Below are 24694 nucleotides of genomic sequence, written 5' to 3' on the forward strand. Positions count from 1 at the left end.
CTGTACTAACTTTTCATCTTACGGTTCTTCGCCCCTGCTGCGATTTGACCCAGTTTTGTGAAGGGATGCAAAAGGGAGCCACCCAGACTATGATAGAGGATGTCCGAATGCTTGCTTGATTGTGGATCACCTCTACTGGCTTGACCAAATTCAACCCTCACAACGGTCGTTAGTGGGGGATAACCCCTTTAATTTAAGTCAGATGGCGCAACAGGGCTATCCGGTGTTGCCCGGATTTGTGTTGGCAGCCCCTGCATTGCGAGAGTTTTTAGAAACCTATCCTTGGGAAGAACCCCTGTTTGCCGAGCTCCTGAGTTCCTCGGTGCATCTGAATGTGGATGAGCCCCGACAGCTAAAGGCGATCGCCCAACATATCCGGGAAGAAATGATGGGGGCAAAGTTACCCCAGCAGTGGATCAATACCTTGGCAATGGCAGCGCAACAACTGAATTCCCCGGGGTTAATCCTTTCCCCTAGCGTCACCCTCCCGAAAAATACCCCCAGTCCGCTCAAATTTTCGGGGTTAGTGGAAAGCTATGTTTGCCGGTGCGATCCAGAGGAAATTGCTCTGGGAGTCTTGCAAACTTGGGCGGAGTTATTTAGAGCTAAAAGTTTATTGTATTGGCAGCGATCGCGGATTGAACTGCGTTCCCTAAATCTAGCGGTGGTGGTGCAACCCCTACACCCTGCTATTACCTCCGGAACCCTCACCTATACCCAAGCGCACTGTGAAATTCAAGCCACCTGGGGATTGGCCCTCTCGATTAAACTGGGAGAGGCGATTCCCGATTGGTATCAAATCCACTCCCACAGTGGAAATGCGATCGCCCAAATTTTGGGGAACAAACACCTCAGTTATGAACTGAGAGTGAACCCCACCTTAGGGGATGAGTTCACCTCAGAAATTAGCTTGCCGAGTCCCTACAGTTGTCTTCAACCCTATGTGGTGAGTGACGAACAACAACAGGAATTTGCCCTCAAACCCCGTGAACTGGAAATTTTGGGGGCGATCGCCCGAGACCTTGGCAGTCACTTAGACCGCCACTTCATCCTAGAATGGACCCTCGTCAAAGCTACAGAACAGTCCCCAGCACAGATCTATATCACCGGAGTGGAAGTGGGAAATCCCCTCTCCTCATTGGCAATCCGGCCCCCCTTAGACCCGCCAGCAGCCCCAAAATCGACCCCGATAACCGCAATCGCGGGAGAAGAAATGCCCCAGATGATCCTCGGAACAGGGGCTGCCAAAGGAGTCGCCGTCGGATTAGCCTATTGCATCCCCTCCCCAACGGAAGTCTTGGAAAATATCCCCCCAGGACGGATCTTGATTGCCAAAGAAATAGTCCCCCATTGGCTGCATATCGTCCGACAAGCAGCAGCAGTGGTCACCGAATCCGGGGGAATGACCAGTCATGCGGCGATTCTTGCCCGAGAATTTGGCATTCCTGCGGTAGTGGGGGCTGCTGGAGTGACCCAAGCGATCGCCACCGCCACGGAAATTTGTGTTAATGGGGATACCGGCGAAATTTTTGTACTCACTGCCGGAACAGTCCAACCCAGTCTTGAGCGATCGCCTCACCCTGTTGCCTCTGTTGTTTCAAAACCTCATCCCATGCTTTTACCCGAGTCTGACCCCATAACCGCTTCCTGTGCTCAACCCTTTCCCACCGCGACACAGTTGATGGTGAACTTGTCGCATCCGAGTTCCTTAGACCGAATTGCGGATGCCTACTTAGATGGGGTGGGTTTATTGCGATCGGAAATGATGGCCCTGGAAATTTTCCAATCCGAAGACCCCTACCAATGGCGCGATCGGCACAAAAGCCAGGAATTTATCCACCGAATTTCCGAACCCTTAAAGCGCGTCGCCAAATTTTTCTTTCCTCGTCCGGTATTTTATCGGTCCTTAGATTTGCGCGGGTACGATTTACCCGGACTGCGATCGCCCGGACAAACCAGCATCAACCCCAGTCGCAGCGCCCAAACCTTGGGAGTACATGGCGCATTTAGCTACCTCCTCGACCCGGCATTATTTGATTTAGAACTCGAAACCCTAGCCAAACTGCAACAGGAGGGGTTGACCAACCTGCGATTAATCATTCCCTTTGTGCGAACCGTCGAAGAATTTATATTTTGCCGGAATCGGGTGCAACAATTCAAACTCGACCAGGTTCGGGACTTCCAACTCTGGATCATGGCAGAAGTGCCTTCTGCCTTATTTTTAATCCCAGATTATGCGCAAGCCGGAGTCCAGGGAATTTCCATCGGGACCAATGATTTAACCCAGTTACTCCTCGCCGCAGACCGAGAAAATCAGCAAATGTCCGATGTGTTTGACCCCCGTCATCCGGCAGTGATGAGGGCGATTCATCAACTGATTCAACAGGCAAAAGCCGCAGGAATTCCTTGTGCGATTTGTGGCGGTGCACCCACCCGGTATCCGGAAACAATAGATACTCTAGTGCGCTGGGGAATTGAGGGAATTTCCGTCGAACCCGAGGCGATCGTCCGTACTCATCAGGCGATCGCCCGGTCCGAACAGCGCATCCTGTTAGAAATGGCCCGTCGTGACTCCGGGGACTGTCCGTTCTAAGCCTTATTGCGCGTCCGAATCCGTTGCGGGAGACTCCACAGGGGCGACTGGACTCCAGGCACTTTTGGGCTGACTATTGCGGTGCATCAGCGCCAAAGTCAATTGTTTAAATAACCAGTATAAAACCGTAATCACCACAAACGTCACAATCATCACCAAAACCGGACGGCGACCAATCAAATCATTCATCACACTGCGGACTAAAATATCCGGGTCTGTCACAATATCCCAACTATTAAACCGTTGAAACCGACCCAGATAAATCCCGACTGCCGTCAACCCATGTATCACCAGTTCCGCCAGCGCAGTAAACCGACGTAACCCCCACCGTTCCATATACCAAGTCAAATAAATCAGGGACAAAACGTAAGATTGAAACCCCACAATCATAAATATCAGAAACTGGGGAATCAAGACTAAAGTAATCATCCAGACCGAGTGTCCGGCGCGAATATCATTAATTAAATGAATCACATCGGTTAAGACATAAGGCGCATTGGGTAAAAAGGCGATAAACGCCACAAATCCCAACCACCACAACAGCGATCGCGAAGCCGTTGGGCTATTTTGACTGCGCCGCAACTGCCAAATTTCCGAAGACATCAAAATCAGAGTCAGGATGAGAATCCAGATTAAGTAATCGGCACTGATTCGTTGCAGCAGAAAAATTCCCGTCCGGAAAACCCGGTCCGCAGTTGGCAGAAAAGTGGCCCCTAGAATGAGAAACACCCCCCACCGCAACCATTGCGATCGGGGTTTATGAAACAACCAAAAACTCAACGCTAAGGGGACAACCGCTAAAAACGTATTCCACACCATAAAGCGATGATTCCCTTGCATAATTCCCCATGCAACAGTCATCCAGTCCATCAATTGAGCAGTCATAGGCTTTTTATTTCAGCGATTCTTTCAATAAAGCTTGTTTCCTTCCTTACTATGATATTCACTCCATTCTGAGAGTTGCCAAATTGCGGATATTCTTGACAATTTAGAGATTTTGTGGTATGTAAAAAGACTAATCAGGTAAGCGCTCAAGGCAACACGCTATAGCGCGTCTAAATCATTCGGGTATAGTAAATCATCCTGGTATAGAGATAGCGAGCAAGATGCTTGCACTCCTTTAAATATCTGTACCTGATGAGTCTGGGAACTGCTATATATACAAACTCAATCCTCGCTCATATCCCCCAGTCCCCGCTCATCCTCGTAACTTCGCTCTGCCGAGTTATGCTGTTTTGGAGGGTCTGCCTCCTGTTAGGCGCTTAAGTGAGGACATCTCAGCGATCGCTTGATTTGCAGGGTAATCCAGAAAAATCAGTCCACAATTTACCACGGGTTTTTGACTTAAGTTAAGAATTAAATATTTTTCCTGGATTTTTCCTGAATCTTGGATCAGGTCAGGGGGGTACCGAATGGCCTCCAATTTGACGAAACCCGATCCGCCAGTTAGTGTAGGAGCAGCGTAAACTTCCTAGGAAATTATTATGGCATTAGAGCTATTCGACCCCAGCTACTATCGCAGCGTTAATCCAGATCTAGGCGGGTTGAGTAATGAAGAGGCTTTACAACATTTAGTCACCTTTGGTTTGGTTGAGGGACGAGAATTTTCCCGATGGGTAACGCCCCAAATGTTGGATACTTATGCGGACTGGAACTGCGAGATTTATCCTAATGAAGCGGCTTTTAATTCCCCACAAACTCGCTTAAAAACGGCTTTCGAGCATTTACGAGATTTTGGACTCGATGAAGGTCGGCCTTTGAGAGTCCAGACGGATTTGGTGATTTCTACTAAGTTTTTCTATCCGAGCCAGCAGAGATCAACGACGGATGAAATCCAGGTCCGTCCTGAATATTTTAATGCTGATTATTACCAACAACGCTATGGGGATTTAGCCCCCCTGAGTAATCAGGAACTTTTTCAGCATTTTATTAATTTTGGGATTAATGAAGGCCGCCGAGGGAGTTCATCGTTTCACGTTACGGCTTATCTGGAGAACTCTGCTGATCTCCAGCAGATTGGGTTTACGAACCAACAGGCTGTAGAACATTTTATTCGGTTTGGGGTGGATGAGGGAAGTCGGCGATCACGGGTTAGTTTTGTCAGCCAGGTGGCCGATATTTGGCAAGAAAATCTGGTGTATTTCAGTTCATTCTATCGCAGCCATAATCCAGACTTAGGCGGTTTTGATGATCTGCAATTGGTGGAGCATTTTCAAGATTTTGGGCGAGATGAAGGGCGGAGGGCTTCACCGTATTTTGATGTGAATGCCTATTTAGCCAGTAACCCCGATTTGCAGCAAGCTGGGTTAACCAACCGAGAAGCGATCGCCCATTTTATTGCCTTTGGATTTAAGGAACTCCGCAAAGCAACACCTTTAGTGGACCAGGCAGAAGCGTTAAAAAATAATCTGGCAACGGCTCCCAGTTTAGGGGAAGTTCCATTAGGCTTTTGGTTCAATGACCAACAGACTCGAATTGCTAATCCGGCGCGAGCCGATGGGGTGCTATCCACTGAGGATCGGATAGATTATTATCGTCTAGAATATTTGAGGAATTCTAGGTTGGAATTCCCAGGATTGAGTGAAAATATTAATGTCAAAATCATTCATGTCAATCCGGATTTTTTACCGGACTCGGTGCGGCAACCGTTAAGATTTGAGTTTTTATGGACTGGACTGGATAACCACGCTTTAACTCAAGTGAATCAACCGATTGAAACAACGGTTCTTCCTCCGGAAGCATTCGCGGTGGTTGCGGAATTGAATCCCACGGATCGGAATGGCCTTTCTCTTGAGGTGGTTACGGATCAGTTAATTCAACAGGGTTTGTATTCCCAGAATCTTGTTCTGATGGTAGAAGCGTCTGATGAACTGACAAATCCCACGCCTTATTCTTTAATTTATAGTTATCCAGCCCCTGGAGGGTCGGTCCCTTGGTTTCTGCGCGCTCCTTCGGCTCCACTTTTTCCCGATTTGCCGCCTGAGTGCTTTGATAGTCCGATCGCTTCAATGACTTCCCTTCCTTTGGCAACGGTTGAAGCCGGAACTTTGTCCGATACTCTTTGGGATGTAAGACATTCGCCGGAAGGGTTAAGTTTGTTGGGTTAGAGGGGGATTTTTTCAGACAAGAGGAATGGAATTCGGGTGCGTCAGAGTGGAAAGCGGTAGGTAATTTTTTATGGGTTTTTAGAACTGACGCACTAGATTTGGTGTGGAGGAAGAAACGACAGCAAGTCGTTACTACGAACTAAGAGGGAACGACTGAAGTCGTTACTACGAACAATCCGGAACGACTTCAGTTGTTACTATGAACTGGGGTCGATCGCCTCTAAAATATGCTCGCGGTTGAGGTTGCGTCCGATGAAGACTAGGCGGGTTTGGCGGGGTTCGGCTTCTTGCCAGGGGCGATCATAGAAGTGGTCGAAGCGTTTGCCGACGCCTTGTAATACTAATCGCATGGGTTTATTCTGGACTGAAACAAATCCTTTGATGCGATAAATTTCTAATTTTTCTACGAGGTTTTGGAGTTGACTAACTAAGGTCTTAGGGTCGAAGGTTTGGTTGAGGATAATGTTCACTGAATTGATATCATCATCATGTTCATGGTCTTCCTCAGTGTCGTGGTGACTGGGACGGCTGTCGAGGTTGTCTTCGACGGCAGCATTAAATCCTAGGAGTAAGTCGGCGGTAATTTCACTGCTTTTGCAGGGAACAATTTTGACGTGAGGGGGCAGTTGCGATCGCAGCCAAGTGATCACTTTAGTTTGAGTTTCAGCATCGACTAAATCGACTTTGGTCAGTAATACTAAGTCAGCACAGGCGAGTTGATCCTCAAACAACTCTTCGATGGGGGTTTCATGATCTAAGCTGGGGTCAGCTTGTCGCGCTTGTTCTAAGGCGTCGAGATCCCCCACGAGAGTACCCGCTGCGACTGCCTCACAATCGACCAAGGTAACCACGCCATCGACGGTGGCCCCGGTGCGAATTTCCGGCCAACGAAAGGCTTGAATTAGGGGTTTGGGGAGGGCGAGTCCGGAGGTTTCGATTAACATACAATCGAGGCGATCGCGATGTTTGAGCAATTCCTGCATGGTGGGCAAAAATTCCTCTTGAACGGTACAACAGAGGCAACCGTTGGTCAGTTCAATAATATTGCTATCGGTAGCAGGAGATTCGTCACACACTTGACAGGATTTGAGAAACTCGCCATCAATGCCAACTTCGCCAAATTCATTGACGAGGACGGCTATGCGTCGTCCTTGATTGTTTTGGAGGAGATGACGGATAGTGCTGGTTTTGCCAGCCCCGAGGAAACCCGTGATTACGGTAACAGGAATTTTATGCATGGGTTTATGTCAGATAAAGGAAAAAAACTAGCTGTTCTGACCTAACCCCTTTTCCCTACTCATATATTTCTTAACCTTTCATAAAATGCCAGGAAATAGACGAACGGTGAAATGGGGGAGACGGGACTGAAAAGCGGTTCGTCATTAATTGTAAAGGAAAGATAGCAGTAAGGACGAAAAAAAATTTCCCCCTACAAGGAAGGGGCAGGAAAGAGTGAGGGGATGAAACTACAATGTCCCAATTAGATGGGTTTAATCCTAAAAAAATCTGTAAGAGGGCTAATAGTTAACAATTATATCCCTGTTCTGTCACTTGAAAGCAGTATAACAATCGGTCCTTGTTTCAGGCAACCCGGTATGGCTTCAATGTGCGGCACTCCCAGAACTTCAGGATTTTATAATCACTATTTCAACAGATAACTGCTTCTCCCTCCAACCCCATTGGTCAATTTTCCTAAGACGAGCTATAAACCCCTAAAGCCATTCATCTGAGGTGGCCCTCATCATGAATGGCTCAGAAAGCGGTTACCAGTAGGGATAAATCTGAAAAAGAGTGAAGCGAAGGATTCATTAAATCGACTTCGTTTCACCCTAAATAATTGGGGAATTTATAAATTAATCGATAAATCCCCCCCCTTCACTTCGGTTAAAATAGAGCCAATTCATGGGAAAAATTTTGGGGGAAAATTTCCACAGATTCGCTGGCGGTCAGGGGATTATTGGTGGGTGCAGCGGGTATGGCCGTTGATGTACTGATCAAAGGATGAGATAAATCTGCATTGGGCGCACGTCGCAGATCAAGGGTGAGGGAATCTAGTGCGCCTGCCAATCCGAATGCTCCAGCATTATTGACAATGGTGGCTGTTAAATTCTGACTTACATTATCATAAAAGTCGTTAGTATTGGCATAATTCGTCAGATAATCTCGGGTAAAATTAGCCAGGGGCGTAATATCAGGGAAGACTTCTAAGTTATCAACAAAATCCAGAGTGAGGAGCCCATCGGCAATAGTTCCTCCCTGCACGGGTATTAACAAATCTTCCAATTCTAATTGGGTAATTTGCTGGTTATTTCCGGCTGAATTTCGGATGTTTTGACTGACAAAATTATAGGGTAAAGTAGCAATGGGTCCCCGGGTTAGTTCGATGGATACGGACTCCATTGTTCCTGCTAGTCCTAATCCTGCGGCATTATTCACAATCGCTGCTGTCAAATTCTTGTTAACATTTTCATAGAAATCGTTAGGATTGGGATAAGTGTTCAGAAAGGATTTGACAAAGTTGGTCACCGGGATAATATCAGGAAAGGTTCCTACACCGTTTAGGTAATCGATGGACAGCACAACATCATTCACTATTCCGCCTTGAACGGGTATAAACAGATCTTCAATTTCCACTCTTATATTGTGGTCCAAACCCCCTCCCGGAGTACCGATTGATGTACTCACCAACGGATGAGGTACACCTGCATTAGGGCCACGTACCAGTTCAACGGAGATGGAATCTAGTGCCCCTGCCAATCCGAAGGCTCCAGCATTATTGACAATTGTGGCCGTTAAATTCTGACTTACATTGTCATAGAAGTCGTTAGGATTGGCATAAGTAGTAAGATAACTTCGAGCAAAGTTAGCCAGAGGAGTAATGTCCGGGAATGCGGCTAAATTATCAACAAAATCAAGATTAATCGTCGCATTCCCAACGGTTCCTCCCTGGACGGGAATCACAAGATTGTTGAGTTCTAATTGTGTAAACTGTGCCCTATTGCCGGCTGAATTTTGTATGCTTTGACTGACAAAAGGATAAGGTAAAGCCGCAATAGGTTCACGGACCATTTCAATTGATACGGATTCCATTGTTGATGCCAGTCCCAAGATTTCGGCATTATTATAAATTGCTGCCGACAAATTCTTGCTGATATTTTCATAAAATTCATTAGGGTTGGGGTAATTGCTCAAAAAGGATTTAGCAAAGTTAGTGACCGGGACGATATTGGCAAAGTTATTTACCCCTGTAAATGGCTTTATATTAATAAAAACATCATTTACTATTCCGCCTTGAACGGGTACAAAAACATCCGAAAGTTGAACGCGCTGAACGTGGTCTAGGATGAGCATAATTTTAATTGATTGGGTAAGACTTAGTAATGTAGATTAACTCACAAAAAGTTCCCTGTCAAGAGATATAGTCGTCTTTTTTTTCAAAAAATAATAAGTTCTGTTAATCCAAAAAGTTTGTTGCTAAATTTTCTGAGGGGATGGTAAAATCTTTAACCCCTTCTCTAGGGCTGAGTGCAATGTAAGTTCACCGCACTGCTTATTAGCCGATTCCTTCCCTTTCTTAAGTAAAATCGACTACACTTTTAAAAGTATTGTGCTTTTAAAGCCTGAAGTATTTGCCCTGTAAGGGTTATTGCTTTAAAATCCTAAAAAAAGTTTGGGGGACTCATAAAGAGTAAAGCCCTCTTTAACCTGTGGAATTTCGGTTAAATGGAAGATTGGATACTTTTGTGATCAACCGGGCCTAAATTAAAAACAGGAGTTACGCCCTGGATTGGCGACCCAGGCCCTGGGGGAGGCTTTACTCACCTCATTTCCTAACATTTTCTAAAATGCGCCAATTTCCGTCTTATTATAGGGTTCAGCTCTGTTCCTACTGCTGAAATGGGGGACTGTGGGCCTTACAACAGTAAGTTGTCCTCGTGAGGAATCGTAAAAACTTACCGTTGTAAGGACTGGGGGCTTAGGTGTCTCTAGTTAGTCTTTGAAACACGAGAGTAGGGAAAGAACGGGGATTAACCTACAAGTGAAGAGGCGAGAAATGCTGCGCCGATGCCACCGATCGCAAATCCAGCAAATCGCAGGGATAAGTTGGGGTCTTGATCCAACGCGGTGAGGGTTTTGCGGACGAAGCCGATCGCAGCGGAGGCGATCGCAATTTGAATGGCGGTAAATCCCATCAGGTAAGCGAGGAGAGGGGCGGTTTCTGCGCCGATGATGGCTTCACCGTAGGCATAGCCATGAAAGATGCCAGCGACGGCAGCGATCGCCGCGATAAGCTTTAAATTAGGCCGTTCTTTCATGGCGAGGAGGATTCCGACGGTGATCACGGAAGCGGCAATGATGATTTCTACCGCAGGAATATCTACACTGAGGAGGTGTATTCCGGTTCCTCCCATTGCCGCGATCGCAAAGGTGATGGGAATCGCGATGCCGTAGGGATGGAAGGCACAGAGTAAGGCGATCGCCACGACAAAGGCGAAATGATCCAACCCGATCATCGGATGTGCGAATCCTGAGAGTAGTCCTTCCCAAACATTACTCGGGGTGGCAGAATTCATAGGGTGATGAGCGAATGCCGGTTCGATTCCCCAGAACAAGGCAATGGCAAGGGCAACGAGCATTACTCCCCCGGTTATTTTGGGGTGCCGGGGTAGAACAAATGGAAATCGGTTGAGGGTTGGCTTAAGCATGGGTTAGGTTAAAAAAATTGATTGGTTTAACATCTATAAGTGAGTCAGGTCAGGGGCATAAGTGCGGCTGAGACTCCGTTCCTCGGGAAAAGTGAGGATTCACCCCGGGCAATGGGGAGTAAAAATCAGGCACTCGGAATCATTCCGAGACCTGGATTTCCGGAAAATTGGCTAGAATGTGAGAACTCGGTCTAGTTTAGAGAACTCACAAAGTCAGCAAATTTTTCCCCTTGGCATGGGTGTGGAGTCAAAAGTACGATCGCGCTGCCGCACTGTTGCGCGCAAGGGCTACTATCGACAGAATAGAGTGTTCTAGTAAAGGAAAATCAATGCCCATCTGTACCTCGCAGATGAATGTAAGGGTGGACGATCGCGGCGGTGGGCATTCTGACTTACCGACCCCAGAGGGCAAATAGAGATTTACCGGGAAGCTGGGATTGGGATCACAGTTGCGGGACAGTGCCGGATTGGGACCGGGCTTTCCCCCTTGCGTCTGATGGCTGGACCCCATCAGAACCGCCTGATAGGGGATATCTTACCCCATCGCCGACAGTTTACGACTGGGGAAATGAAGAGAAGCGGAAAAAGTTGCCCGGTGATCTCGGTTCCCGGGCGGTTCATCGGGCAAAAAAAGGGGCCAACGCTCGGTTAGCCCCTGGGGGTTCTATCAAGGTGCGATCGCCACTGGGGGGGTGATTAGTTAAACCAGAGGCAACCCGCCGGATTCGTAGAGAAGAATAGACTGACGATGGGGACGGGCGATCGCCCCTTCATTTTCCAGGCGTTGGAGGAGGCGAGTCACCGTAACCCGGGAGATGCCGATCGCCTCAGCAATTTCTTGATGGGTCATCGGCAATTCTAGCAACAGTCCCTGTTCCACCGGACGAGCAAATTTATCGCTTAACCAGACTAAAAACTTGAGCAAGCGGTCCTGGACTTGCTTGCAGTGAATAATCGTCAGGAGTTCCTCAGTTTTTCGGGTGTGGGTGCGAATAGCATCTAAGACTTGTTGCCACTGATGCCCGGGAATCATGCTAACTTCTACGGAGGTTAAACATTCTATTTGATAGCCGTTAATGCAACAGAGGGGTTCCCCCACCACATCTCCGGGCCCCCAATATCCGGAGGCGATGGTGGTCCCATCTTCCGTCCAGGCGATCGTCCGAACCACTCCGCGATCAATTTTCCACAGGATGTCTTGCCACATCGGAATCGAGTCTTTGCGGCTGAATGTTCGCCGCAGGGTGGAGGGGACAGAAGCTAAAGTTGCAATGGTCATAAACAAATAGTTTTGAGATTATTATGGTTAGTTTTGAAAGGGGATAAGAAAAGAGGCGACTGCCCCAAACCTGCATTGGGTAAATGCTAGGGCAGTCGCCTCTTTTTTCGGGTTGGGAATTTTATTCAGCCTCATCGGACTCAGTGCCAATTCTTAATTGTTTCTTTGTCCGCTTAAGCTGTTTCCAAAGTCTCTTAATTTGTTTGTAAGCGTCCTCTGGCGGTAATTTCCCCCCGGTTTCTAAACAACTAATTACGCTCACGCGCTGGGCAAACTCCTGCAAGTTGGCATTAAACACCATATTTTCTGGATGGTCTGGTGTAATTTTGCCGTAGTAACGACTGCGAGGAGATATAAAATCAAATTTGTCATGCATTGTCTTAACCCCACTCTTTCCCTTAGCTAGTTGCGGGAGAATCAATCCCTGTACCGGAAGTTGTTAGCACAGATTCTCTCTTCTGACCACTTTAGCGTTATTGCCAAATTGTGGCAATTAAGCAAGGGGCCTGCAATGTCTGCGGTTCGGGTCTAGGCCGGAAAGCGACTCCTCGCCGAGTTCAGGTTTTGCGATTACGGGGGGAAAATTCGGCTCAGTTTGGGACCTGTGTTTTTTAGCGATTTTCCCGGGCGATCGCTTTGTTATTTTAAACAATAACCGCATTATTAGTAGAGTATCTTTAGTCAGCACTGTGGCAAATCAGTCAAAAGAAATATTTTCAATTAATCCTTGTTTCTGAGGGCTTTAGGACCTTCTGCTCTCCAGAGCCGCAGAATCCGGGGGCCACCGCTTCAAGCCCCTAGCAAATCCCGCAATAATTTAGTGAATAAATCCAAGGGCGGTGAACCCTCAGCGGGACGACTTCAATAAACTGAGTCGGAAAGAGTAAGGGCCAAGGATGGGGGACCCCCGATCGGCGGTAAATGGGAGGCAACAATTTAAGTTAATTAAGAATCAACATCCTCCAAAAGGTAGAGATTTAACCCGGATTCGGGTAGAGTTAACAAAAGCGCGATGGAGAGGCGGACGCATTGGCTGCCCCGATCGCTGCTGGTGCGTCAAAAGTCTGCTGTGCAACGGCCTACTATCACCAAAGGAATCCCAGATGAACCTCCTAGAACTAGAACGAGAAACCACCAGAATGACTCGGGTGATCATGACCCGACATCTCGCGATCGGGAAAGATACGATCGCCGATCTCCGTACCCGGATGACCCTCGAAGAATTATCCGGCGTGATCATTGTCAGTATCGAACGGTTGCTCTGGTTGGACTGGGACGCCGTGGTTTGGGCGATCGCCCATCTGATTCCCGCCGATATCATGGATCAAATCCAAAGCACTCTGCGGACTACCCTCTATCAACGCTTAATTCACAAAGGCTTAATTCCCGGAGTGGATTTCAGCATTGATGGTCAGGGCAATCTCAGGTTGAACGCCAAAGCTCAAAAATCTGTTGCCTAAACAGCCTGATCGCACCGCAAGGATTCTCCCGCCCCATTCAATAGCGCCAACTTAGCAAGAAAAAGTAAAGAACGGGTAAAGAAAAATTGCCAATTCAAATTGGGCAGTTTTTCTCTACCCCGGCGCAGGTGTGAACGCCTTCCCCATCCCTCTAATTCTCAGCCATCACAAACGGGGTATAGGTCCCGCCCAAGGCTTCTACCACCGCCCGGGTATTCGAGACCATCATCTTAATATAAGAATCGGACTCGCTACCGGGGGTACCAATGGAGTCGGAATACAGTTCCTGCTCGGCTAATTTAACTCCGGCCTCCGCTGCTACAGTACGGATAAGTTGGGAATTAATGGTGGTTTCCGCAAAAATGGCCGGAACCTGGGTTCGTTTAATCTCCTCTACCAACTGCGTCACGGTTTGGGCGCTGGGTTGTTCCTCGGTACTGATGCCGATTAACGTGCCGATAATCTCTAACCCATAGCCTTGGGCGTAGTATTGGAAGGCATCATGAGTGGTGACTAAGCGGCGGTTTTCCGGGGGAATTGTGGCAATTTGCCCTTGAATCCAGCGGTGGAGTTCTTCCAAGGTGGCGGTATAGTTGGCGGCATTTTCCCCGATCGCAGCGGCATTTTCTGGGGAGAGTTCGCTTAAGGCATCCCGAATCCCGTTAACCATTGCGATCGCATTCATGACATCCCCCCACACATGAGGATCCGGGGTCGTCCCTGCCTGCTTCTCCATCAGCAAAGGGAGTACGACTTCCCCCACGGCCACTTTTCGAGCATTCACACCCGCAGCATTCATTAAATTAATGAGTCCCGGTTCTAGGTTATAGCCGTTATAAAGAATCAAATCTGCATTCTCCAAGGCAATGGAGTCAGCGGGAACGGGTTCATAAATATGGGGATCGACTCCCGGGGTCAAAATACTGGTGAGTTGAATCTCTTCGGTGGCAATGGACTCGGCTAAGTCGGCAATAATGGTACTGGTAGAGACCACTTGCGGCTGACTCCCCGAACTCTCCCCCGCCTGATTCACTTCAGGGTTAGTACAGCTACTCAAGCAGAACCCCAAAATCAGTCCGGTGGCTAATTTCCAGAGGGAGTGTTTTCCCTGATAGTCTGCGATCGCTCTCCTGTGGATAGATATTTTCATTTTTGTTTCATATTTGATTCACAATGGGCTCATATTTACACTATCCTGGAATTAAAAGCTAAATTTTAGAAACCGTTATGAAAAGATCTAACCCGTTCAACCCGGACAGTTCCTGGAAAAATCAGCCGCCAACTTCGGCAGATCAAGCCATCTGTGTCAGTCATCTGGGGGTGAATTATCGCCAGGTCCAGGCCCTCACCGATGTCAACGCCGTGATTCGCCGGGGACGCCTCACGGGGATTATTGGACCCAATGGTGCCGGGAAAAGCACCTTAATCAAAGCGATGTTAGGATTAACCCCCACCCTCAGCGGTAGGGTGGTTTATGAAGGGAAACCCCTGATGGAACAACGCGATCGCATCGCCTACGTTCCCCAGCGATCGCAAATTGACTGGACCTATCCTGCCACGGTTTGGGATGTGGTGATGATGGGACGGGCCACAAAAACCGGCTGGTTTAGACGGTATAGTACGGTCAGCCGTCAAATTGCCTCCGATGCGATCGCCCGAGTCGGCATGAGTGACTACCGCAACCGCAAAATTGGCGATTTATCCGGGGGACAACAGCAGCGCGTCTTTTTAGCGCGATCGCTGGCGCAACAAGCGGAGATATTCTGTTTCGATGAGCCCTTTGTCGGCATCGACCAAAAAACCGAAGCGGTCCTGTTTGATATTTTTCACGAACTCGCCGCAGCGGGAAATATTGTGGTGGTGGTGAATCACGACCTCGGGGAATCGATTACCCATTTTGATGATTTAATTCTATTAAATCGGGAATTAATTGCCTGTGGTGGCCGACAACAAGTCCTGCGATCGGACAATATGTATCGCGCCTATCAAGGACAGGTACAGTTTTTTAGCGATCGGGCTGCTTAAAGAACCTAACCCCCCGGCCCTTATAAGAGTAAGTTTGTACCTTTCCGGTCCCCTCCCCTGTGTATTGGGAAGGGGACCGGAGGTGTACTTAAGGGAAATCAAAAAAATAACTCATCCAAATGTTCGTAGTAACCCCTTCAGGGGTTTCTTTTAAAGATGACTCGGTGAAGGAGTCACTACGAACATTTTAGGGGTTTTATTTTTTTGAGTTCCCTTAGCGTAAAAAACATCCTCTTGTAAAGGCTGGGGGGAGAGGTCTATTTTTCCCTGTACTCCTCTACATTCTGTATAAATTCCCCTGCCATGTTAGACGGATTAATTGAACCCCTCCAATATAGTTTTATGCAACGATCGCTGATTGTGGCGATTTTAGTGGGCTTGATTTGTGCCGTGGTTGGCAGTTATTTAATGGTGCAGCGTCTGGCTTTATTAGGAGATGCGATCGGGCATTCGGTCCTTCCTGGATTGGCAGTTGCTTATGGGATTGGGGCGAATATTTTTGTGGGGGCCTTTATTGCCGGGGTCCTCAGTACCGTGGTGATTGCCTGGATTAGAACGCGATCGCCCATTAAAGAAGATGCCGCAATGGGAATCGTTTTATCCTCCTTTTTTGCCCTAGGCATCACCTTAATTACCCTGATTCAAAAAGACGAAAAAATTGACCTGAATCATTTTTTATTCGGCAACATTCTCGCCGTTACCTCAGAAGATGTAAAAACCACCGCCCTGATTGCCTTTTTAACCCTTGCGGTGGTTTTTTTACTGTATAAAGAACTGTTGTTTTACACCTTTGACCCCTTGGGTGCTCAAGCCGCAGGACTTCCGGTAAATTTGCTCAATTTTGGGTTAATGGTTTTGATTGCCCTAACGGTCGTTGCTAGTATGAAAGCGGTGGGGGTAGTGCTGGTTTTGTCCCTGCTGATTGCCCCCGGGGCTACGGCTTATTTATTAGTGCCTCGTCTCCATCAGGTGATGATTGTCGGGGCGTTGATTGGCATTGTTTCCAGTGTCACAGGAATGTATTTGAGTTTTTATCAAAACATCCCATCAGGTCCCGCGATTGTGTTAGTAGTATCAGGGTTTTTCCTGTTAGCGTTGCTATTGAGTCCGAGTCATGGAATTCTGACTCATCCTCGGGCAAAAGGGGAGACTTCTGTATTTTGGCAGGAAATCAAAGGGTTATTTCGCTAGGGCAAACTACCGGGATTTGGGGTTAAGGTTCTAAGTCTTGTAAAATTTGATTGATTTGTTGAATTGCTCTGAAATTATTTCTAATTTCATACAAATTTCGGGCAGTTTTTAAGGCGGAAATGGCTTCGGACAATTGATTTTGATTTAAGAAGGCAATGGCTAAATTAAAATGGCTATCGGGTTCGTTGGGATAGCGGGCGATCGCCTCTCTCAAAACGTTAGTCGCTTCGGCGATTCTCCCCAAGGAACCCAAAGCACTACCGAGGTTATTATAGTATTCTACATTGCCAGCATTCAGGGTAAGTGCTTGTTCAAAGGCGCTGACGGCTGCTGAGAAATTTCCCAGTTGGGCATAAGCAATTCCTAGGTTATTGTAGGCAGTATCATAATCGGGATACAGGGCGATCGCTTGTTCAAAAGCGGCCACAGCTTCGATGAATTTTCCCTGACTTGCTAAATCATATCCCTGGTTATTGTAAGCTTCTGCCTGTTCTAAATCCCCTGGGGAAGTGCGCTGACTTACGGGAGGCAGCGTGGCATGGGAAATCCTGGGTATCGCGGTGACAAGGACTAAACCAGCGAGTCCACAGGTGAAGAAATGTCGAATCATGATTGATTAATTTTTTGTAATCTTGTGTAGATGATGACAGGACCTGCACTCAGAATTTATCAGAGTGCCTAGTCTGATGGCTAAATCAAGCCTTCCTCTAATTTCTTCACCGGGGAGGTCTACCATTGCGGGGACAAATTGCGGTAACATTACAAAAGTTAACATTTTGCAAAGAAAATACCCAGGACTAGGGATTATGAGCGTACAAATTGGAGATACCGCCCCGGATTTTAGTTTGCCATCTCAAACCGGCGAACCCGTTAAACTCAGCGATTTTCGAGGGAAATCGAGTGTGGTGCTCTATTTTTATCCCAAAGATGATACTCCCGGATGCACGAAGGAATCTTGCGCCTTTCGGGATAGTTATGAACAGTTCAAACAAGCAGGGGCTGAAGTCATTGGGGTCAGCAGCGATTCAGCGGATTCTCACCAAAAATTTGCCAGTAAATACAGTCTGCCCTTTACCCTGTTAAGCGATCGCGATAAAGCCCTTCGCAAGCTCTATGGGGTCCCTTCAACCCTGGGACTCCTCCCCGGGCGCGTCACTTATGTGATTGATAAACAGGGCGTTGTCCGCCATATCTTCAATTCCATGATGAATTTTGAGGGTCATGTGGAAGAGTCTCTCAAAACACTCAAAGACATTTAACCCGAATCACTCAATTTTGGGGAGGTCACCCTGAAAAAGAGGACTTTTTGAATTCTGAAAGAGCTCATCTATTGTAGGGCGATTCACGAATCGCCCCTACATTTAAGGGTTAAAATTAAATCTTGCGGAAGTTATAAGCGGCAATTTAGGTCGGTTTATAATTCGATTAATTGTAGCACCTAATTTAAAAAAAAGTACCTATTCTAAAGAGAGATTTTTCTGGAAAGGGCGCTAAAAATTATTATGTCTAACTGGTGAGGGGACTGGGGAAATCCCTGGGAAATGTCCGACTCAAGAGAGAGGGCAACCGGGCTAGGGGCATGAAAAGATAGAGTTATCCGGACCGTCCTTTCTTCCGCCAGAGAATTGAAATGAGGGAGTCCGGATAGCGACTCTTTCCATACCCGGTGACAACCCCCAGGAGATTCTCTGAACATTACCATGCGACAACGGATTTTAGCGAGTGCAGCCGTCCTTTTTTCTTTTCTAATTCCAGGTCCAGTTATGGCAGCCAACTTTAGCGAGATATATGTTTTTGGTGACAGTCTCTCCGATACGGGGCAATTATTTGAACAGTCCCAAGCTCAATTTCCACCCAGTTCCTTGTATTTTCAGGGGCGTTTTTCTAATGGCCCGGTGTGGGTAGAATATCTGGCAAAACAGCTAAATATACCGTTTAATCCGGATACGAATTTTGCATTTGGAGGGGCGACGACTGGGGAAATGAATCGGAATGGAACCCCGTCGCAAGGACTGTTGGATCAGGTGAATCGCTTCCAACAAACCCAAGATTCAGCAGACCCGAATGCCCTCTATATTGTTTGGGCTGGCCCGAACGATTATCTGGGAAATCAGGAGAGAAATCCCAATCACCCTGTATCGAATGTTTCGGAGGCGATCGCCACTCTAGCTGCAATGGGCGCTCAAAATTTCCTCGTGCCTAATCTGCCTGATTTAGGGAATTTACCCGGAACTAGAAATGGTCAGAGTTCGGTGCAGTTAAATGAATTAATTCGATTGCATAATCAGGGATTGGCGGAGTCTCTGCAACAGTTGAGCAGCCGATTCGGTTCTGAGGTAGAAATTATTCCTTTGAATGTTAATGAAATTTATAATCGGGTGTTGGATAACCCGGCAGATTTTGGGTTTAGAAATGTCACCGAACCTTGTCTGAATCAACAGAGGGGGATGATTTGTCAAAATCCCCAGGAGTATCTATTTTGGGATGATATTCATCCGACCACTTTTGCCCATGAAAAACTGGGGGTCTACGCTTTTCAGCTATTAGAAAACAGCGAAGCGGCGATCGGTCCTGATATGAGTTCGGGCAAGGAACTCCAAAAAATAAAATAGCCCAAACCCTCCCCTGAAGCAATTGTAGTAGGGTGGGCAATGCCCAGTCCGAACAGCTATGTGGGCAGTGCCCACCCTACTCTTACTTGAGTCAAAGTTTAAGGAGATTCGGTTAAAATTCCCCAGCAGAATCTTGGTCTAAAAATAAGGTGGCGTGGGATTGTAGTCGCAAAATTGTTGCCGGAATTTCCGGAGTGATGGGATGAGATAACATCTGTTGGACAATCTGGGTTTTGCGTCGGGAAGGGGCGAGGCAGATGATATTTTGGGCGGCACAAAGCTGGGGAATGGTGAGGGTAAAGGCATATTTGGGCACCGATTCCAGGGTGGGAAATTGTCCTTGATTCACCAATTGTTGATGGGTGGCATGGGCTAATTTCACCAGTTTAATGGGGTAAGGGTCGTTAAAATCGGCAATCCCCGGTTCATTAAAGGCTAAGTGACCATTTTCTCCCACTCCCAAGCAGCATAAATCAATGGGTTTTTCTAGTAATAATTGGCTATAGCGATCGCATTCTTTCAGGGGTTCGATCGCATCTCCGTTGATGTAATGGAAGGCGGCAGGATGGACCTGATTTTCCACGCGATCGCGCAAGTAGCTGCGAAAACTCGCCGGATGGGTGGCGGGAATTCCCAGATATTCATCTAAATGAAAGAAGACAACCCGGGACCAATCCACCCGATTTAAGGCGATCGCCGCCTCCAGAAATTCAATTTGAGAATTCCCTGTTGCCAAAAGTACCCTCGCCTCCCCCCCTTGGGCGATCGCCTGTTCTAAGATATCACTGGCGGCAACCGCAGCATCCCATGCCATCTCCGCTTCGGTAGCAAACAGACGAACCGCCAAGGCATCCACCGAAAAAACTTTCAGGGGAGGGGTTAATTTGGAAGTATTCGATGGATCAGCCATAATTTTCACGGGTAAGAGAGTTCTAAACGAGACTCTCCTATTTTTACATACGGGAATGGGGAGTTTTGTACATCGTCCCTAATCCGCGAAATAAGCGATTAATCCCTCTCAATGCTGTTTCGCGGTCCAATCCCGCATAAGAAACCCGCAGGAAACACCCGCTTTCAATCCCAAATGTAGTACCGGGGATCGTGGCAATCCGAAATTTTTCAATCAGCAATTTAGCCGCTTCCATTGGGGATAGTTTGCTTTCCAGTTTGACGAAAAAGTAAAAAGCACCTTTCGCTTCGGGCACGGTACAAAATTCAGGTAAGTCTGAGAAGCGTTTCAGGCATAAGTCCCGCATTTCTGAGATAATAGGCAGATGTTTTAAGCAATAGTCTCTCCCAGCTTCTAATGCACCTAATGCGACATATTGGGACATCACCGGGGGACAAATCAAGATAGTATCTTGAATTTTTTTGACCGCAGTCAGCAGGGATTTAGGAATGACCATATAGCCAATTCGCCATCCGGCAAATCCATAAGCTTTGGAGAGACTAAACAGAGAAATGGTGTGGGAATGGCTATTAGGGATAGAACCCGGTGAAAAATGGGTTGCGCCATCGTAGGTAAAATATTCATAAGCTTCATCACTGATATGATAAATGCCGTGATCGCCACAGAGTTGATTGACTTGGCGTAAGGCAGTTTCGGAATAAACTGCACCTGTCGGATTATTGGGAGAAATGGTGACAATTGCCCGGGTTTTATCGGTAATGGCGGCAGCGATCGCCTCGGGACGGAGTTGATAGTTTTCATCGGTTGCCACACAAACTGCTTGACATCCCGCAATGGCGATCGCCATTTCATGATTGAAATAATAAGGAGTTTGGATAATAATTTCATCCCCAGGGGAAGTAATCGCCAGAATGGCATTCATAAACGCCATATTTCCCCCAGCAGTCACAATTATTTTACTATCATCGTTGATAGGAATGCCATTTTCCGATTGCAGTTTAGTGGCGATCGCTGCTTGTAATGCCGGAATCCCTTCCACCGCTTGATACTTATGATTATTGGGATCCGCCAAACAGTCAGTCATGCGTTCAAATGCCGCAGGCGGTGGGGGATAATACACCACCCCTTGTCCCAAAGAAAGCGTACCGGGATAAGTGCGAATCAGTTCCCCAATCTGTGGAATAATCGGGGATTGCACTCCCTCCATGCGAGAAAGTATCGGGTCCATTAGCTTCATCCTCCATCTCATTGTTTTCTAGCATACAAGAAATGGGGAATGAAAGGGGCGATCGGCTAACCCGCAACCATTAAATGTTCCATTAAGATTTTCACGCCGATTCCGATTAAAATCACCCCGCCTAGAATTGTCACTTGCTTTTCACAAAAGTTACCCACGCGATTCCCGATATAGACCCCAGCAAAGGATAAAACAAAAGTGACAATCCCAATCACCACCGCTAACTCGACAATGGAAGTTTGTAACAGCGAAACACTCAATCCCACCGCTAAGGCATCAATACTCGTGGCAACGGCTAATCCTAACAAAATATATAAATTTCGTGGATTTGACGGTTTTGTTTCCTCCACTCCTTCCTCTTCATAGAGAGATTCATGAACCATTTTACCGCCGATAAATCCCAACAGCAAAAACGCAATCCAATGATCCACACCGGAAATAGCTTCTCGGATGCCTAATCCCGCTATCCAACCCAGTAAGGGCATAAATAACTGGAATCCCCCGAAAAAAGTAGCCACTAACACTGCATCATACAGCTTCACTTTTTTCAAAGCCATCCCACTGCCGATCGCCACGGCAAAAGCATCCATTGCCAATCCTAAAGATATCAAGAAAGTTGTGATAAAGCTCACTGTCTTGGCTAACCTCTGTCTCTTTAACGGTAGAGACTTCATCCTACCCTATTTAAGTCACTTTTACAAGTTTCAATAGAATAAAAATAATGAAATAATAATGAAAATATCCATCAATTTTGGACAAATTCCCTGACCTATCCAGCCCGATATTCCAGGAAATTGGGGAATATTTTTCATTATTTAATCATTTTTGTAATCTCCAGAATCTCCCGGATATAGGCGAAGTAACTCCAAGGTGAGTCCTAGAGGTTAAGCGCCGGGGTAACCCTATTTTATATCAGAATCAGACCGGCCGTTGTAAAATTGGGGAATCCCTTGACAAAAATCAGAGTAGTTTATGCGTTCCATTCCTTATCAACCCTTTCTGCTGCGATTGTTGCATGGTTTAAATGCCATTTTAGTCCTCGGGGCTTTCATTACGGGCTTTTTAGTTTATGATAGCTGGGATGGACGCTGGGGTGGCCTAGGGCTATCCGAGGCGAACCGAAACCTGATTGATATTCATGGCACATTTGGCTTTTTTTTGTTCTTTATTTTTATAGCCTTTGCCATTTACAGTGTGCGTGTGGGACGCCACCGTTTAGCGGCCAAAAATTCTCTTTCAAAACTTCGCCAGGTTGGTAAACCAAGTGGGTGGATTGCCTTACATCGGATTGCCAATACCGTCATCTTATTAGCAGCGGGATTAGCAGTCATTACGGGTAAGTTTCAGGATGAAAACTGGCTACCCCAGGGCCAGATGAATCAACCGGCTTATTTCCTCCATTTAACCGCGTGGATTTTGATAGGATTAGCCCTCACCTTCCACCTGCTATTGAGTGCAAAAGTGGGAGGAATTCCCCTATGGCAATCCATGATTCAAACCGACTATCGATCGCAGGAAAGTCCCAAGTTATGGCCCCAAAAAATCCAGGAATGGTTCCGCCATCCCCGTTGGTAGGTAGGGTCCGTTCTCCTGACACATCAATTGAGGAGGGGGGGATTTCCGTTGTTCTGCTAGTTTTTAACCCTCTGTGACCCAGATTTCCCCGTCTTAGGGTACAATCAAACCTTGCCACTCTAAATAGAAATCAGAGAGGGTCAGTCATGATTAATTACATTAGCTTAATGCTAATTAACTTAGTAGCCGGTCATTTTTTGCTGGCTTACTATATTTATGAGGGATTAGATAATATCCGCCAAAAACGCTGGATTCCTGGCTTTGGAATGACAGGTTCAGTAGCATTGGTGACGGGGTTACACATGATATGGACTTGGCCGATTCGCGGGAGTTTTAATGTAGCCTTTGGGGAAATGTCCGTTTTGTTTGGAATTGTCTTTATGGGTGCAGCCGTCGCCCTAGCTGCGGATTGGGATTTAATTACGGTGACGATTTACGCCTTTTTTGCCGGTTTAGCCTCGATTGTTGTCGGGGTGCAAATCATTAATTTAGGCATGACTAGGCGGCCTTTGATGTCCGGAATTGGCTTTATTATTTCCGGCTTAGGGGGTGTTTTAGCCACGCCATCGCTTTATCTGAGAAATAACTCAACCCTGCGAACTGTTGGGGCCGTTACCATTGCGATCGCTGGACTGATTTGGGCGATTACTGGCTATCTTTCCTATTGGGGACATTTAGCAGACTATACCGATTGGGTCCCGCCTACGATGAGATAAAAAAATCCAGGACGAGGCAGTGCCTTGTCCTGGAATCGAGGGGATAAACTGAGGCTAATTTACTGAACCGTTATCCAAAACTCGGCGGCAATTATCTTGCCATTGCGGTTAAATTCTCCCCATATTTTATAGTTTCCCGGTTCTGGAAACTGGGTCATAAATTCCAGATTTCCCGGTAAACGATTCGGCATGGGATGAGCATGAATGTAATCGGATTCTGTAGGAGAATCAGATTGTTTGACAACCACTAAATGACCCAATTCTCCTAAATAAGGCTGCAAATCCGTGACCATCGTTTGAGTCTGAGTATCTTCCAGATGGAAAGCAACAGTAATCGGTTCACCGGCGGAAATTGCCTCTGTGGGTAACATCAACCCCACCTTTGTGTTCTCAAGGGTTTGCGATCGCGTTAAAGTCATCTCTGGTGGCGGGGTTGGATTTCCCTCTACCCTCGTTTTTAACGCGGAAACTCGTTGTGCATCCCCCGTCGGTTTGTAATCAGCAAACAGGGTATAATTTCCACCACTGGGAAAAATATTTTCCACTTGAAATTGTCCCGCTTGATTCTGAGTGGGATGGAGATGCGAGAAGAACTGCAAATCATCACTCACTACAATTAAGTGCATCTTTTTTTCATGGACAATATCAAATTCTGAGACTGGATTTCCAGCAGTATCTTGAATCTCAATCCCTAAAGCAACGGGTTGATTGGCTGCGATCGCCGAGGGAACCGTGAGTTTTGCTAGAGTCGCCTTCTGCGGTTCCCCGGGACCCTCCTCAGAATGTTCTGAATGAGAATCCGGGTGATGCTGCTGATGATGCTGATGATGTCCATCTCCCATCCCTTCAGCGTGATTAGATTCCATCCCTTCTACCTCGGAGGATTCATTTAATGATGCCTCGGAGGTGGGGGTGTAACAACCGGGAATGACCAATAAACTAGAGGCGATCGCAGCGGCAATAACCAACCGATTCATGACTGTTTATCCTGTTTGTGTGTAAGAGAATATTGGGGATAGTTTAGACTAAGATCCGGAAAATCCGGCTGTATTCCAGCCCTGCTTAGGAGAATTGATCCATTGATTTGTTTTTTATGATAAAATTTTCTCATTCATAAAAAATCCCTTCACAAGTTCATCATTTTTTAGTCTGTCATAAAATTATGAAATTGAAATGAAATATCCTCTCCACTGTTCAACGTCACGACTTCAGTCGTTTCCGGGTCCGATTGCCCAATTTCAGTCTTTTCGTCATGTTCGTAGTAACGACTTTAGTCGTTTCCG

21 protein-coding genes and 1 riboswitch are annotated in these 24694 nt (G+C 46.9%); of the genes, 9 read left to right on the plus strand and 12 right to left on the minus strand.

The annotated features are described in order from the left end of the window. The first annotated feature begins 121 nt into the window (after window positions 1-121). Window positions 122-2593 (plus strand): putative PEP-binding protein, encoded by a 2472-nt coding sequence (locus tag NG795_RS25765; RefSeq protein ID WP_367291463.1) that lies wholly within the window; start codon window positions 122-124, stop codon window positions 2591-2593. A 3-nt stretch (window positions 2594-2596) separates the two neighbouring features. On the opposite strand, the gene NG795_RS25770 is transcribed toward NG795_RS25765, so the two are convergent. Further along, the gene (locus NG795_RS25770) at window positions 2597-3478 is read right to left on the minus strand and encodes a DUF1361 domain-containing protein (RefSeq protein WP_367291464.1); all 882 of its coding nucleotides are present in this window, start codon (window positions 3476-3478) and stop codon (window positions 2597-2599) included. A 599-nt stretch (window positions 3479-4077) separates the two neighbouring features. Between NG795_RS25770 and NG795_RS25775 the strand changes: the two genes are divergently transcribed. Next, window positions 4078-5700 carry a hypothetical protein gene (locus NG795_RS25775; RefSeq protein ID WP_367291465.1) on the plus strand — a complete coding sequence of 541 codons (1623 nt, stop codon included), beginning with the start codon at window positions 4078-4080 and terminating at the stop codon, window positions 5698-5700. A gap of 197 nt (window positions 5701-5897) precedes the next feature. Here NG795_RS25775 and cobW read toward each other — a convergent pair whose 3' ends face one another. The 5 genes from cobW to NG795_RS25800 form a co-directional block, all read right to left on the minus strand. Further along, entirely contained in the window at window positions 5898-6938 is a 1041-nt protein-coding gene (cobW, locus tag NG795_RS25780) for a cobalamin biosynthesis protein CobW (RefSeq protein ID WP_367291466.1), read from the minus strand. 646 nt (window positions 6939-7584) lie between these two features. Continuing rightward, a complete protein-coding gene (locus tag NG795_RS25785; protein ID WP_367291467.1) occupies window positions 7585-9051 on the minus strand; it encodes a hypothetical protein in 1467 nt (488 codons plus the stop codon). Window positions 9052-9728: 677 nt separating this feature from the next. Then, on the minus strand, window positions 9729-10337 hold the full coding sequence (locus tag NG795_RS25790) for a HupE/UreJ family protein (RefSeq protein ID WP_367291468.1): 609 nt from the start codon (window positions 10335-10337) through the stop codon (window positions 9729-9731). Window positions 10338-10766: 429 nt separating this feature from the next. Continuing rightward, window positions 10767-10942, minus strand: a riboswitch (cobalamin riboswitch). 164 nt (window positions 10943-11106) lie between these two features. Beyond that, on the minus strand, window positions 11107-11685 hold the full coding sequence (locus NG795_RS25795; protein WP_367291469.1) for a Crp/Fnr family transcriptional regulator: 579 nt from the start codon (window positions 11683-11685) through the stop codon (window positions 11107-11109). A 121-nt stretch (window positions 11686-11806) separates the two neighbouring features. Next, a complete protein-coding gene (locus NG795_RS25800) occupies window positions 11807-12061 on the minus strand; it encodes a DUF7219 family protein (protein WP_367291470.1) in 255 nt (84 codons plus the stop codon). 727 nt (window positions 12062-12788) lie between these two features. Between NG795_RS25800 and NG795_RS25805 the strand changes: the two genes are divergently transcribed. Beyond that, complete coding sequence (locus NG795_RS25805; protein WP_367291471.1) at window positions 12789-13145, plus strand: hypothetical protein; 357 nt, start codon at window positions 12789-12791, stop codon at window positions 13143-13145. 151 nt (window positions 13146-13296) lie between these two features. Here NG795_RS25805 and NG795_RS25810 read toward each other — a convergent pair whose 3' ends face one another. After that, window positions 13297-14295 (minus strand): metal ABC transporter solute-binding protein, Zn/Mn family, encoded by a 999-nt coding sequence (locus NG795_RS25810; RefSeq protein ID WP_367291472.1) that lies wholly within the window; start codon window positions 14293-14295, stop codon window positions 13297-13299. Between the two features lie 77 nt (window positions 14296-14372). Here NG795_RS25810 and NG795_RS25815 point away from each other — a divergent pair, with 77 nt between their 5' ends. Next, the gene (locus tag NG795_RS25815; RefSeq protein WP_367291473.1) at window positions 14373-15170 is read left to right on the plus strand and encodes a metal ABC transporter ATP-binding protein; all 798 of its coding nucleotides are present in this window, start codon (window positions 14373-14375) and stop codon (window positions 15168-15170) included. A gap of 303 nt (window positions 15171-15473) precedes the next feature. Then, window positions 15474-16361: a metal ABC transporter permease gene (locus tag NG795_RS25820; protein WP_367291474.1), complete on the plus strand. Its 888-nt coding sequence runs from the start codon at window positions 15474-15476 to the stop codon at window positions 16359-16361. A 22-nt stretch (window positions 16362-16383) separates the two neighbouring features. Here the strand turns inward: NG795_RS25820 and NG795_RS25825 are convergent, their stop codons facing one another. Continuing rightward, entirely contained in the window at window positions 16384-16971 is a 588-nt protein-coding gene (locus tag NG795_RS25825) for a tetratricopeptide repeat protein (protein WP_367291475.1), read from the minus strand. Between the two features lie 196 nt (window positions 16972-17167). Here NG795_RS25825 and NG795_RS25830 point away from each other — a divergent pair, with 196 nt between their 5' ends. Together NG795_RS25830 and NG795_RS25835 are read left to right on the plus strand one after the other, a co-directional pair. Next, on the plus strand, window positions 17168-17620 hold the full coding sequence (locus tag NG795_RS25830; RefSeq protein WP_367291476.1) for a peroxiredoxin: 453 nt from the start codon (window positions 17168-17170) through the stop codon (window positions 17618-17620). Window positions 17621-18124: 504 nt separating this feature from the next. After that, window positions 18125-18973 (plus strand): SGNH/GDSL hydrolase family protein, encoded by an 849-nt coding sequence (locus NG795_RS25835; RefSeq protein ID WP_367291477.1) that lies wholly within the window; start codon window positions 18125-18127, stop codon window positions 18971-18973. A gap of 112 nt (window positions 18974-19085) precedes the next feature. On the opposite strand, the gene NG795_RS25840 is transcribed toward NG795_RS25835, so the two are convergent. The 3 genes from NG795_RS25840 to NG795_RS25850 form a co-directional block, all read right to left on the minus strand. Then, window positions 19086-19883 carry a glucosamine-6-phosphate deaminase gene (locus NG795_RS25840; protein ID WP_367291478.1) on the minus strand — a complete coding sequence of 266 codons (798 nt, stop codon included), beginning with the start codon at window positions 19881-19883 and terminating at the stop codon, window positions 19086-19088. 43 nt (window positions 19884-19926) lie between these two features. Beyond that, the gene (locus tag NG795_RS25845; protein ID WP_367291479.1) at window positions 19927-21111 is read right to left on the minus strand and encodes a pyridoxal phosphate-dependent aminotransferase; all 1185 of its coding nucleotides are present in this window, start codon (window positions 21109-21111) and stop codon (window positions 19927-19929) included. 65 nt (window positions 21112-21176) lie between these two features. Continuing rightward, the gene (locus NG795_RS25850; RefSeq protein ID WP_367291480.1) at window positions 21177-21752 is read right to left on the minus strand and encodes a manganese efflux pump MntP; all 576 of its coding nucleotides are present in this window, start codon (window positions 21750-21752) and stop codon (window positions 21177-21179) included. A gap of 340 nt (window positions 21753-22092) precedes the next feature. Between NG795_RS25850 and NG795_RS25855 the strand changes: the two genes are divergently transcribed. Beyond that, entirely contained in the window at window positions 22093-22695 is a 603-nt protein-coding gene (locus NG795_RS25855) for a cytochrome b/b6 domain-containing protein (RefSeq protein ID WP_367291481.1), read from the plus strand. A 146-nt stretch (window positions 22696-22841) separates the two neighbouring features. Beyond that, window positions 22842-23411: a DUF981 family protein gene (locus NG795_RS25860; RefSeq protein WP_367291482.1), complete on the plus strand. Its 570-nt coding sequence runs from the start codon at window positions 22842-22844 to the stop codon at window positions 23409-23411. Window positions 23412-23470: 59 nt separating this feature from the next. Here the strand turns inward: NG795_RS25860 and NG795_RS25865 are convergent, their stop codons facing one another. Beyond that, window positions 23471-24388: a DUF8832 domain-containing protein gene (locus NG795_RS25865; RefSeq protein WP_367291483.1), complete on the minus strand. Its 918-nt coding sequence runs from the start codon at window positions 24386-24388 to the stop codon at window positions 23471-23473. Window positions 24389-24694 lie beyond the last annotated feature (306 nt).

The organism is Laspinema palackyanum D2c (assembly GCF_025370875.1).
Taxonomy (GTDB): domain Bacteria; phylum Cyanobacteriota; class Cyanobacteriia; order Cyanobacteriales; family Laspinemataceae; genus Laspinema; species Laspinema palackyanum.